Below are 12,527 nucleotides of genomic sequence, written 5' to 3'. Positions count from 1 at the left end.
GAGGCACCCCTCAGGGCCGCCGCAGCAGCTCGGCCTCCCCCGGCTCGACGACGATCGTGGCCGGTTCGGTCCGGCCGTAGTACCGCGTACGCAGGAGCCAGCTCCGCGCGTGGGACAGTTCCGAGCGCCACCCGGCCAGGTAGTACTTCCGGCCGAAGCGGGCCATGACGGCCGCCGGTGGCCCGCCCGGCCGCACGGTGGCCCGGCCGTGCAGCCGCAGGACGGGTCCCCGCTCGCCGTCGTCGAGCAGCACCACGACGTCGGGATTCGCGGCCGCGTTGCGCGCCGCCACGGTGCTGCGACCGGTGCCGAAGTACAACCGGCCGTCGACCTGCACGAACCACAGCGGGGCCAGGGCCGCCGCGCCCTTCGGGGAGCGGGTTGCCAGGCGCGCGACGAGGGCACGGTCGAGGAAGTCGCGCACGACGGCGTCGTCCGCCTTCACGCGTCCCGCTCCTCGTGCAGGGTCGCGTAGTCCCACGCGGTGGCCCGCCGGGGCGTGAACACGAACCAGGCGAGGTCCTCGCGACCGTCGGGGGCGGGGGCATCCGCCGCGGCGAGGCGTCCGCGCCAGTTCACCGCCCGCAGCTCGAACCAGAATTCGCCGTCGTCGAGCAGGACGGTGACCCGGTCGAGACCGGCCGACGGCGGCACCGACTCCCGCGGCACACCGACCCACAACTCGCCGTCGCGTCGCCGGACCCGCGCGGGCAGCGCAGTGACCGCACCGGCGTCGTCGAACGCGACCGCCGCCCGACCGTGCTCGAGCAGCCTGCCGGCAAGCGATTCCGGTTCGACGCGCTGGGTGATCCGCCCCATGCCGACAGACGATACCTCCGGATCATCCGCGGCGGCCGGGATCGCGCGGGGCCGGCCGGATCCGGATCGGTTCGGGCACCGTGACGGTCTCGTTGCCGGGCAACGGCTCCCCGCGGCGCCGCCCGACGTCGGCAACCGTGTCGACGTCCGCGAGCGGCTGCGCCCCCTGCCGCGCGACGGTCTCGTCGTAGAGCTCGAACCACGGGAATCCGCGCCCGGTGTAGTCGGCGGCGACCAGGGGCCGGGTCGGTGGGTCCTCCCCGGTGACCGTGCGCCACTGCTCGCTGTTCACCAGGTGCACGTCGACGACCGAGCGGTGGTCGAGGTCCCACGCATCGTGCGGTTCGACCGGGGTGGCGACGCCCTGCTCGACGGACCCGCCGGCACCGAGCCCCATGGCCGCGGCCGGCGCGAAGGAGTGCATCGGACGGCGGGCGTCGAACTCGGCACGTTCCTCCCATCGTCGCGCCCGCATGGGGTACGCCGCGATGCGGACCCCGCCCTGCGCCGGCCCGGACCGCAGCTGCTCCTCGACGCTGTAGCCGGAACCGAGTGGCATCGCGACGAACTGGCGCACCCGCCCCTGCGCCACGACGAAGCCGTCGAGCCACGGTTGCGCCGGCACCTCGAGGTAGTCCTCGCGTTCGAAGTCCGGCACCGGCGACCAGGTTTCGCCGGTGAGCGCGTCGACGTCCCCGGCGGCGACCTTCACCAGGAACGGGTACCGGGACTCGAACCCGAGCCAGCACGCCTCCGACTGCCACATCGGCATCACCAGTCCGCCGCGGGACCGCCACGAGTCCGGTATCCGGGCGTCCTCGAGTCCGGCGACGGTCCGCAGCGGGAACCGTCCCAGGCCGGGCGGCAACGGGTAGGTGTTGCCGTCGTCCGGCACCCGCAGGGTGCGGTGGAACGAGACGGCCATGCGGGCGGCGGCGTGCACCTCGGGGAACTCGACCACCAGGCGGTCCTTCTCGAGAGCGAGCGCCACGTCGTCCCTCCTGTCCGCATGCTCCGGTGCCGTTCACGTGCGGGTGAGGGTACGCCGAGCGGACGGGCCGGTCGAGCAGTTGCGCCGAGCGCCTCTCGGCTCACGTGACCCGGGCCACAGCTGTGGTAGACCAAGGGGCATGTTTCCTGGGAACTTCGTCGCCACGACCCCCGACAAGCCCGCTATCGTGCGGCCCGCCACCGGGGAGTCGCTCACCTACCGGCAGCTCGACGAGAGCTCCGTCCGCCTCGCGAAATACCTGCGCGCCGCCGGCCTCGAGCGGGGCGACCACATCGCGCTGATCTCGGACAACGACCTGCGGGTGATGGAGGTCTACTGGGCGGCGCTGCGTTCCGGCCTGTACGTCACGGTGGTCAACTGGCACCTCACCCCCGCCGAGGCCGCCTACGTGGTCAACGACTGCGGCGCGAAGGTGCTCCTCGCCTCGGCGGGCGCGGCGACCGCGATCGACACCCGTTCCGGGGCCTACCCGAACGTGATCCGCCGGCTCGTGTACGGCGGTGCACTGCCCGGCTTCGACGACTACGCCCACGCGCTCGCGGCATTCGATGCCTCGCCGCTGGAGTCGCAGCCGCGTGGTCAGGACATGCTCTACTCCTCGGGTACCACCGGCCGGCCCAAGGGCATCAAGCCGAAGCTGCCCGAGGGGCAGGTCCAGGACGTCCCGGACCCCTACACGGCGGTGTTCGCCCCGATGTACGGCTTCGATGCCGAGTCGGTGTACCTGTGCCCGGCCCCGCTGTATCACGCTGCGCCGCTTCGCTTCTGCGGAGTGGTGCAGTCCGTCGGGGGCACGGTGGTCCTCATGGACCGGTTCGAGCCGGAGGAGGCGCTCGCCCTGATCGAGCGTTACCGCGTCACCCACAGCCAGTGGGTGCCGACGATGTTCGTGCGGATGCTCAAGCTCCCCGAGGAGGTGCGCGGCAAGTACGACATGTCGAGCCTGAAGGTCGCCATCCACGCAGCGGCGCCGTGCCCGCCGGAGATCAAGCGCGCCATGATCGAGTGGTGGGGCCCGATCGTGTACGAGTACTACGCCTCCACCGAGGGCGCCGGGGCCACGTTCATCGACTCGGAGCAGGCGCTCGAGCACCCCGGATCCGTGGGTCGCGACGGCGTGATGGGCGTCGTCCACATCTGCGACGACAGCGGCGCCGAGCTGCCGGTCGGTGCCACCGGCACGGTGTGGTGGGAGCGCGACGAGCGGCCGTTCGAGTACCACAACGACCCGGAGAAGACCGAGGAGGCGACGCACCCCGATCATCCGACCTGGACCACCAGCGGCGACATCGGATACCTCGACGAGGAGCGCTACCTGTACCTCACCGACCGGGCCGCGTTCACGATCATCTCCGGCGGCGTGAACATCTACCCGCAGGAATCGGAGAACGTCCTCACCCTGCACCCCAAGGTGTACGACGTCGCGGTGATCGGGGTCCCCAACGAGGAGATGGGCGAGGAGGTCAAGGCCGTCGTCCAGCTCGCCGACGGCGTCGAGCCCGGACCCGAGGTCGAGCGCGAGCTCCTCGACTTCGTCCGCGAGCGCGTCTCCCACTTCAAGGCGCCGCGCAGCATCGACTTCTCCGACGACCTGCCGCGCACGCCCACCGGCAAGCTCGTCAAACACAAGCTGCGCGCCCGCTACCTCACCCCGGCAGGCTGACCGTGTCCGCCGATCTCGCCGAACTCGCCAACCAGCTCCCGGCCGGCGCGCTGATCACCGATCCGGACCTGCTCGCCGGGTACCGGCAGGACTGGGCCCGCGATCCGGACGCGGCGGTGCCGCGCGCGGTCGTGCGGGCCACGCGCACGGCGGACGTGCAAGCCACACTTCGGTGGGCGAGCGCCCACCGGGTGCCCGTGGTGCCGCGCGGCGCGGGCACCAGCCTGTCCGGCGGGGCGGGCGGGGTGCCGGGCGGGATCGTGCTGAGCACCGAGCGGATGCGGGCGATCACCGTGGACCCGGTCACCCGCACGGCGGTCGTCCAGCCGGGACTGCTCAACGCCGAGGTCAAGCGGGCCGCGGCCGAGCACGGGCTGTGGTATCCGCCCGACCCGTCCTCGTTCGAGATGTGCACGATCGGCGGCAACGCGGCGACCAACGCCGGGGGGCTGTGCTGCGTGAAGTACGGCGTCACCACGGACTACGTCCTCGGCCTCGAGGTGGTGCTCGCCGACGGCACCGCGGTGCGGCTCGGCGGACCCCGCCTCAAGGACGTGGCGGGCCTGTCGCTGACCAAGCTGTTCGTCGGCAGCGAGGGCACCCTCGGCATCATCACCGAGGTGACCCTGCGGCTCCTCCCGCCGCAACCGCCGGCATCGACGATGGTCGCCACGTTCGGCTCGGTCCAGGCCGCGGCCGACGCGGTGCTGGCCGTGACGGCCACGTTGCGCCCGGCGATGCTCGAGTTCATGGACCGCGCCTCGATCAATGCGGTCGAGGACGCGCTACACATGGGACTGGACCGCGACACCGAGGCGATGCTCATCGCCCGGTCCGACGCGCCGGGCACGGCCTCGGCGCAGGAGATCGCGACGATGGTGCGGGCGTGCGAGGACGCCGGTGCCGAGGAGGTGTTCTCGACCGACGACCCCGAGGAGGGCGAGGCGTTCGCGGCGGCGCGGCGGATGGCCATCCCGGCGGTCGAACGGACCGGCAGCCTGCTGCTCGAGGATGTCGGCGTGCCCCTGCCGGCCCTGCCGGCACTGGTCGGGGGTGTCGCCGAGATCGCCGACCGCAATGCGGTGACGGTGGCGGTGATCGCGCACGCCGGCGACGGCAACACTCATCCGCTGATCGTGTACGACCCCGCCGACGCCGACCAGACGGCCCGCGCGCACGTGGCCTTCGGGCAGATCATGGACCTGGCGATCGCGCTGGGCGGCACCATCACCGGGGAGCACGGGGTGGGCCGGCTGAAGAAGGCGTGGCTGCCGGATCAGGTGGGTCCCGACGTGATGGCCCTGACCCGGCGGATCAAGGCGGCGCTCGACCCGGAATCCATCCTCAATCCGGGCGTCATCCTCTGAAGCAAGATCGAGTACGGTGGCCGCGTGCGTGAGGACCGAATCCAGTGAACGCCCGTACGCCCTTGTCGCCGGCGGGCCTGCCGCTGCGCGACACCCGCTACCGGACGTTCGAGCAGTACCCGGAGTTCGCCACGGCGACAGCCTGGCTGCGCGACTACGTGCGCGCCGCGGTGCCCAACCCGAGGATGAGTGAACGCGAGTACTGGTCGGTGGTGTGCCTGCCGCCGCACGACGGCTCCATCGAGGCGGAACCGCTGGTGAGCGTGCACGTCGGCGCGATCGAGGCCGCGGGGCTGTACGTGGAGGCCCCGGCGGCGCAGCCCCGCCGGATCGGCGGCCGGGTCACCGTGGCCGTCGACGACCTCGAGGCGGCCGCCGGAACGAGCGTGGACGTGCTCGCGGCGGCCCACTCGGACCTGCGGTTCCGCCCCGACGGGCCGGTCGTGTCGATCGGCTGGTCCGACGGACCCGCCAGCCGCGCGCAGTTCGCCGCCGTGCCGTGGGAGCCGGCCGCCGCCGCACTCGTCGGACGCGTGATGCGCAACGGCAAGTGCCGATGGTCGGCTCACCACTGCGCGCAGCTCGCTCGGTTCGCGCTGGCCGACTGACGTCCGGCCCCCGACCCGCCGGCCGGGGGCCACCGGCACGAGCGCGGCGTCCGGGAAACCTCCGGCGTGTCGTACCGGCGGTGCACCATGGAACGGTGACCGACGTCCTGACCCGTTTCTCCGAGCCCACCCGGCAGTGGTTCGCGGGCGCGTTCGAGGCCCCGACCGCCGCGCAGCTCGGGGCCTGGGAGTCGATCTCGTCCGGCGCGCACACCCTGGTGGTGGCCCCCACCGGGTCGGGTAAGACACTCTCGGCGTTCCTGTGGTCGCTCGACCGCCTCGCGGCCACCCCGACCGAGCACTCCGGCACCCGCGTGCTCTACGTCTCCCCGCTCAAGGCCCTCGCGGTGGACGTGGAACGGAACCTGCGCTCGCCGCTGGTCGGCATCACCCAGACCGCGCGGCGGCTCGGCCTCGAGCCGCCGGAGATCACCGTCGGCGTACGCTCGGGCGACACGTCGGCGGCGGACCGGCGCGCCCTGATCCGCACCCCGCCGGACATCCTCATCACCACCCCCGAGTCGCTGTTCCTCATGCTCACCTCCGCGGCGCGCGAGACGCTCGCCGGCGTGGAGACCGTCATCGTCGACGAGGTGCACGCCGTCGCCGGAACGAAACGCGGTGCGCACCTTGCTCTTTCTCTCGAACGGCTCGATCTGCTGCTCGGGCGGCCGGCGCAGCGGATCGGCCTGTCGGCGACGGTGCGCCCGCACGAGGAGGTGGGCCGGTTCCTCGCCGGGACCGCGCCGATCCGCATCGTCGCCCCGCCGTCCGCCAAGACGTGGGATCTCACGGTGCGGGTGCCCGTCGAGGACATGACCGAACTGGGCGTGCAGCCGGAACCCTCGGACGACGGGATGCCGGGGGTTCCGCAGGCCGGGTCGATCTGGCCGCACGTCGAGGAGCAGATCGTCGACCTCATCGTCGCGCACCGTTCCACCATCGTGTTCGCCAACTCCCGCCGCCTCGCCGAGCGGTTGACGGCCCGGCTCAACGAGATCCACGCCGAACGCGAGGGGGAGGCGGTGGACCGCCGGCCCCCGCCCCCGGCGCAGATCGGGGCGCCCACCGAGGTCGCGTTCGGCGCGCAGCCGCTGCTGGCGCGGGCGCACCACGGCTCGGTGAGCAAGGACCAGCGGGCGCTGATCGAGGACGACCTGAAGTCCGGGCGGCTGCGCTGCGTCGTCGCCACCTCGAGCCTCGAACTCGGCATCGACATGGGTGCGGTCGACCTCGTGATCCAGGTGTCGGCACCACCGTCGGTGGCGAGCGGACTGCAGCGCGTCGGGCGGGCGGGCCACCAGGTGGGCGAGGTCTCCCGCGGGGTGCTGTTCCCCAAGCACCGCACCGACCTGGTGCACTGCGCGGTCACGGTCGAACGGATGGTGGGCGGGCACATCGAGGCCCTGCAGGTGCCGGCCAACCCGCTGGACGTGCTCGCCCAGCAGACCGTCGCCGCGGTCGCCCTCGAGCCGCTCGACGTGGACGAGTGGTTCGACACGGTGCGGCGCAGCGGCTCCTTCGCGACGCTGCCCCGCTCGGCGTACGAGTCGACGCTGGACCTGCTGGCCGGGCGGTACCCGTCGGACGAGTTCGCCGAGCTGCGGCCCCGGGTGGTGTGGGATCGCACCGCCGGCACCCTCACCGGCCGGCCGGGCGCGCAGCGGCTGGCCGTCACCTCGGGCGGCACGATCCCCGACCGCGGCCTGTTCACCGTGTACATGGTCGGCGAGAAGGCCACCCGGGTCGGAGAACTCGACGAGGAGATGGTGTACGAGTCCCGGGTGGGCGACGTGTTCGCGCTCGGCGCGACGAGCTGGCGCATCGAGGAGATCACCTTCGACCGGGTGCTGGTCTCCCCCGCCTACGGGCAGCCCGGCAGGCTGCCGTTCTGGCACGGTGACGGAGTCGGCCGCCCGGCCGAACTCGGCGCCGCCCTGGGGGCGTTCGTGCGCGAACTGGGGCACGCCGATCCGGAGGACGCCGCCGCCCGGTGCCGTCGCGGCGGCCTCGACGACAACGCGACCGCCAACCTGACACGGCTGCTCGAGGAGCAGCGCAACGCCACCGGCCACCTGCCCACCGACCGGACCCTGGTGGTCGAGCGGTTCCGCGACGAACTCGGCGACTGGCGCCTCGTGCTGCACTCCCCGTACGGGATGCGCGTGCACGCGCCGTGGGCGCTCGCCGTGGGCGCACGGCTGCTCGACCGGTACGGCGTCGAGGCCGCGCCCACGGCCTCGGACGACGGCATCATCGTCCGGCTCCCCGACACCGAGGATGCCCCGCCCGGCGCGGAGGTGTTCGCCTTCGACACCGACGAGATCGAGGACCTGGTCACCGAGCAGGTGGGCGGCTCGGCGCTGTTCGCCTCCCGCTTCCGGGAGTGCGCGGCGCGGGCACTGCTGCTGCCGCGGCGCACGCCCGGCAAGCGGGCGCCGCTGTGGCAGCAGCGGCAGCGCTCGGCGCAGCTGCTCGACGTGGCCCGTCGCTACCCAACCTTCCCGATCCTGCTCGAGACGGTGCGGGAATGCCTGCAGGACGTCTACGACCTGCCCGCCCTGCGGGACCTGCTCGGCCGCGTCGCCCGGCGGCAGGTCCGCATCGTGGAGGTCGAGACGGCCACCGCGTCACCGTTCGCGACCTCACTGCTGTTCGACTACGTCGGCGCGTTCATGTACGAGGGCGACAGCCCCCTGGCAGAACGGCGTGCCGCGGCCCTGTCGCTGGACTCGACACTGCTCGCCGAACTGCTCGGGCGTGTGGAGCTGCGGGAACTGCTCGACGCCGACGTCATTGCCCGGGCCGAACTGGAGCTGCAGCACCTGGCCCCGGACCGCAAGGCCCGCGACGCCGAAGGTGTCGCGGACCTGCTCCGGCTGCTCGGCCCGCTGACCGAGACCGAGATCGCCGAGCGCACCACGGCCGATCCCGCCGCATGGCTCGACGAGCTGGATGCGCAGCGACGGGTGCTGAAGGTGTCCTTCGCCGGCCACGAGCGGTGGTCGGCCATCGAGGACGCCTCGCGTCTCCGGGACGCGCTCGGGGTGCCGTTGCCGATCGGCGTGCCGACGGCGTTCGTCGAGCCGGTGCCCGATCCGCTGGGCGACCTGATCGGCCGGTACGCCCGCACCCACGGCCCGTTCACCGCGGCGGAGGCGGCGGCCCGGTTCGGGCTCGGCACCGCGGTGGTGCAGGACGTGCTGCACCGGCTGGCCGCCGAGAAGCGGGTCAGCGCAGGTGAGTTCCGGCCCGGCACGACGGGCGCCGAGTGGTGCGACACCGAGGTGCTGCGGCGGCTGCGGCGACGGTCGCTCGCGGCGGCACGACACGAGGTGGAGCCGGTCGGCACCGCCACCCTCGGCCGGTTCCTGCCGGCGTGGCAGCACGTGGGCGGCGGCCTGCGCGGGGTGGACGGGGTGGCCGCGGTCGTCGAGCAACTGGCCGGGGTGCCGGTGCCGGCGAGCGCTCTCGAGCCGCTGATCCTCGCGCCGCGGGTGCGGGACTACTCCCCCGCGATGCTCGACGAACTCACCACGACGGGCGAGGTGCTGTGGGCGGGGTCGGGGCAGATCTCCGGCAAGGACGGCTGGGTGTCGCTGCACCTGACCGACACCGCCCCCCTGACCCTCGCGCCGGCGGCCGAGATCGAACAGACCGACGTCCACCGCGGCATCCTGGACACGCTCGCGGGCGGCGGGGCGTTCTTCTTCCGTCAGCTCACCGAGGCCCTCGGCACCACCGACACGGAAACCGCCTCGGCACTGTGGGATCTCGTGTGGGCCGGCCTCGTCTCGGGGGACACGCCGGCCGCGCTGCGCGCCCTCGTCGGCGACACCTCCCGCGCGACCCCCGCGCACCGCACGCCCCGACGCGCCCCGCGCGCCCGGATGTACCGCGGCCGTCCGGCGCTGCCGAGCCGGACCGGGCCACCGACGGTCGGTGGGCGGTGGTCGCTGCTGCCCGACCGGGAAACCGATCCGACAGTGCGCGCCCACGCCGCCGCGGACCTGCTGCTCGAGCGCTACGGTGTGGTCACCCGCGGCGCGGTCGTCGCCGAGGGCGTGCCGGGCGGCTTCGCTCTGATGTACAAGGTACTGAGCCGGTTCGAGGAGACGGGGCGGTGCCGCCGCGGCTACTTCGTCGACACGCTCGGCGGTGCGCAGTTCTCCACCCCGGAGGTCGTGGACCGGTTGCGGTCCTACGGCGAGTCGCTCGAGGGCCGCCACACCGGCACACCCGCGGTGACGCTGGCCGCGTGCGACCCGGCGAACCCGTACGGCGCGGCACTGCCTTGGCCGAAGTCGGCGGCGCCCGAGGACTCGCCGCGGCACCGCCCCGGCCGCAAGGCCGGGGGGCTGGTGGTGCTCGTCGACGGCGAGCTGGGTCTGTTCGTCGAACGCGGCGGCCGCACGGTACTGACGTTCACCGAGGACCCGGGGACACTCCGCGGTGCGTGCGCGTCACTGGCCGGGTCGGTCAAGGGCGGGGGCCTCGACACGCTCGTCGTCGAGAAGGTCGACGGCAGTTCCATTCACGGTCACCTGTTCGCGGAATTCCTCGCCGAGGCCGGCTTCTCGGCCACCCCCCGCGGTTTCCGGTTGAGGGCCTGATGCCCGAGGGCGACACCGTCTTCCAGGCGGCCACCCGGCTGCGCCGCGCCCTCGCGGGAAAGCCGTTGACGCGCTGCGACATCCGCGTGCCCCGGTACGCGACGGTCGATCTGACCGGCACCGTGGTCGACGAGGTGCTCGCCCGGGGCAAGCATCTTCTGATCCGCGTCGGTGCGCACACCCTCCACACCCACCTGAAGATGGAGGGGGTATGGGACGTCCACGCGCCCGGGACCCGCTGGCGCCGTCAGGGATATCACGCCAGGATCGTGCTCGCGGTCGCGGACGCCGAGGCCGTGGGCTTCGACCTCGGGATCGTCGAGGTGCTGGACCACGACCGCGAGGAGGAGGCCGTGGGACACCTGGGACCCGATCTGCTCGGCCCGGACTGGGACCCGGCAGCCGCCGCCGCGAACCTGATGCGCGATCCGGGCCGACCCGTCGGTCTGGCGCTGCTCGATCAACGGGTGATGGCCGGGGTGGGCAACGTGTACCGGTGCGAGCTGTGCTTCCTGCGGGGCGTGCACCCGTCGACACCGGTCGCGGACGCGGGAGATGCGGCCGCCTGGGTCGATCTGGCGCACCGCCTGCTGGTGTTCAACCGGGACCGCGTCAGCCGGATCACCACCGGCGACCGCCGGCCCGGCCGGGGCACATGGGTATACGGACGCGCGGGCAAGCCGTGCCGCCGGTGCGGAACCACGATCCGGACCGGCATGCTGGGGTCGGCGAGCGACCCGGATCGCAAGATCGACTGGTGCCCTCACTGTCAGCCGCGCGACGGGGACGGCTGAGCCGGCGCGTCCCGCCGGCTCGGTCGTCCCGCAGCTCGGTGGTTGCGCAGCTCGGTGGTTGCGCAGCTCAGTGGTTGCGCAGCGCGTCGATGAGCTCGCCCTTGCGCTTGGACGAGTAGCCCGAGATCCCGAGCTCCTTGGCCCTCTTCTTCAACTCGTCGACGGTCCAGTCCTCGTAGGACCCCGACGTACCGCCCTTGTGGCCGACGGAGGACCGGCCGCGCTTCGCCGCCGCGTTCGAGATCCGGGCGGCCTTCTCCTTGGAGGCGCCGTCGTCGCGCAGTTCCTGATACAGCTTCTCGTCCTTGATCGACGACCTGGGCATGATGCCCCTCCCTTCGTCGAGCGTGCCGTCGTCTCGCGGATACCCCTCCGCCTGCGGCCCTACACTTCCGGCCTGGACGAGCAGGCCCACGCAGTGCCGCACCAACCGCTCCGGCGACACCGCGACGGTGCCGTCCAGATAGCCGATGAACAGGCTCGTCAGCGCCCCGACGAGCCCGACCGCCACCATGTGCCGCTCCTCGCGGTCGGCGATCGCCGTGAGCTGCTGCTGGACGAGCAGCACGAACGTGGGAGCGAGGTCGAGTCCCTGACCACCGAGCGACGGCTCCCGCAGCGGGCCGAGCAGCAGCACCCGGCCCAGGGCCGGGCGGTCGACGATCAGCTCGACGAAGGCCCGGACCGCCGCCTCGGGAAGATCCCCCGGTCGCGGGGCCGTACCGACCGCGGCCTCCAGCGCCGTGCGCACCCGTTCGCCGACGGCGGCATACACGGCGCGCACGAACGCGTCCCGGTCGTCGAAGCTTTCGTAGAAGTACCGTTCCGTCAGTCCGGCCGCCCGGCACACGGCGCGCACGTTGACCGCCGGCCCCTCGGGCGCGCCGAGCAGATCGATGCCCACCGAGAGCAGCGCGTCGCGGCGTGCCCGCCGGCGTTCCGCCATGTCGGTGCCGCCCCAGCGCCGTCGCACCCTCTCCACCACCGCGATCCCGTCGTCGACCACCTGCGTCGTCGGATCCTACGCCGCGGCCCGGACGCAGCGGATGTGTGCGGTCGCAGGCTCCGTACGACCGCCGTCTGTCACCCTTGTCGGCATGGACTCCGATGCCCACGCGCTCCTGCACGGTCCGTTGTTCTCCCGGCGCACACCTCTGGACCGGGACAACGCCGCCAGCCGTATCAGCGCCTACATCTACGGCAACGTCCTGGTGCTCGCGGCGCTGGTACCGATCATCACCGGCCCGAAGTACGTCGGCATCGCGATCGTGCTCGGTACGGCGCTGTCGACGTTCGTCGCCCACGCGTTCGCCGAGGCGGTCGGGCACACCGTGCGCCAGGGGACCCCGCTGACCCGGGCGGAGAAGATCGCCGAACTGCGCAATTCGGTGCCGATCCTGAGTTCGGCGGTCCTGCCGTGCGTGATCCTGGGACTCGGCTGGCTGGGCTGGCTCGAGCCGCGCACGGCCCAGCTGCTCGCCGAGGTCGCCGTGCTGCTGCGGATCGGTGGCATCGTCTTCGTCATCGGCCGCCTCAACGGGGAGCGGCCGGGGCGGACCTCACTGGTGAGTGCCGTCGCACTCACCGCGGTTGCCGCGACCGTGGTGCTCGTCAAGGTCATCCTGACCCACTGACCTTCCCGGCCACTGAC

At 72.9% G+C, this 12,527-nt stretch carries 10 protein-coding genes and 1 pseudogene; 6 read left to right on the top strand and 5 right to left on the bottom strand.

Annotation, left to right across the window (positions count from 1 at the left end; translation table 11 throughout):
- Positions 1–10: 10 nt before the first annotated feature.
- From OCS65_RS11300 to OCS65_RS11290, 3 genes are read right to left on the bottom strand one after another with little or no spacing between them, the layout of a single operon-like run.
- Positions 11–445, bottom strand: coding sequence for a pyridoxamine 5'-phosphate oxidase family protein (locus OCS65_RS11300; RefSeq protein WP_029544672.1), 435 nt, complete (start codon positions 443–445; stop codon positions 11–13).
- Positions 442–819 (bottom strand): hypothetical protein, encoded by a 378-nt coding sequence (locus tag OCS65_RS11295; protein WP_065922383.1) that lies wholly within the window; start codon positions 817–819, stop codon positions 442–444. Before OCS65_RS11295 ends, OCS65_RS11300 begins: the two co-directional genes overlap by 4 nt.
- Before the next feature lie 22 nt (positions 820–841).
- Complete coding sequence (locus OCS65_RS11290) at positions 842–1,810, bottom strand: hypothetical protein (RefSeq protein ID WP_065922382.1); 969 nt, start codon at positions 1,808–1,810, stop codon at positions 842–844.
- A gap of 139 nt (positions 1,811–1,949) precedes the next feature.
- Between OCS65_RS11290 and OCS65_RS11285 the strand changes: the two genes are divergently transcribed.
- The 5 genes from OCS65_RS11285 to OCS65_RS11265 all read left to right on the top strand — a co-directional run bounded on the left by OCS65_RS11285 (position 1,950) and on the right by OCS65_RS11265 (position 10,876).
- Positions 1,950–3,494, top strand: coding sequence for an AMP-binding protein (locus OCS65_RS11285; protein ID WP_065922381.1), 1,545 nt, complete (start codon positions 1,950–1,952; stop codon positions 3,492–3,494).
- A complete protein-coding gene (locus OCS65_RS11280; protein ID WP_198163431.1) occupies positions 3,491–4,861 on the top strand; it encodes an FAD-binding oxidoreductase in 1,371 nt (456 codons plus the stop codon). The genes OCS65_RS11285 and OCS65_RS11280 overlap by 4 nt, the downstream gene beginning before the upstream one ends.
- A gap of 44 nt (positions 4,862–4,905) precedes the next feature.
- Complete coding sequence (locus tag OCS65_RS11275) at positions 4,906–5,469, top strand: hypothetical protein (RefSeq protein WP_050035479.1); 564 nt, start codon at positions 4,906–4,908, stop codon at positions 5,467–5,469.
- A 95-nt stretch (positions 5,470–5,564) separates the two neighbouring features.
- Positions 5,565–10,082 carry an ATP-dependent helicase gene (locus tag OCS65_RS11270; protein WP_231772674.1) on the top strand — a complete coding sequence of 1,506 codons (4,518 nt, stop codon included), beginning with the start codon at positions 5,565–5,567 and terminating at the stop codon, positions 10,080–10,082.
- The gene (locus OCS65_RS11265; protein WP_168579827.1) at positions 10,082–10,876 is read left to right on the top strand and encodes an Fpg/Nei family DNA glycosylase; all 795 of its coding nucleotides are present in this window, start codon (positions 10,082–10,084) and stop codon (positions 10,874–10,876) included. The genes OCS65_RS11270 and OCS65_RS11265 overlap by 1 nt, the downstream gene beginning before the upstream one ends.
- A 67-nt stretch (positions 10,877–10,943) precedes the next feature.
- Here OCS65_RS11265 and OCS65_RS11260 read toward each other — a convergent pair whose 3' ends face one another.
- Positions 10,944–11,201, bottom strand: coding sequence for a DUF7218 family protein (locus tag OCS65_RS11260; protein ID WP_029544682.1), 258 nt, complete (start codon positions 11,199–11,201; stop codon positions 10,944–10,946).
- Positions 11,202–11,258: 57 nt separating this feature from the next.
- A pseudogene (locus OCS65_RS11255) lies at positions 11,259–11,822 on the bottom strand (TetR/AcrR family transcriptional regulator); the annotation flags it as partial.
- A gap of 151 nt (positions 11,823–11,973) precedes the next feature.
- On the opposite strand from OCS65_RS11255, the gene OCS65_RS11250 reads away from it, so the two are divergent.
- Entirely contained in the window at positions 11,974–12,510 is a 537-nt protein-coding gene (locus OCS65_RS11250) for a hypothetical protein (protein ID WP_006939619.1), read from the top strand.
- Positions 12,511–12,527: the final 17 nt, after the last annotated feature.

The organism is Rhodococcus aetherivorans (assembly GCF_025722975.1).
Lineage (GTDB): Bacteria > Actinomycetota > Actinomycetes > Mycobacteriales > Mycobacteriaceae > Rhodococcus > Rhodococcus aetherivorans.
Note: the sequence above shows the minus strand (reverse complement) of the source record. Positions and strands in the feature narration are given on the sequence as shown.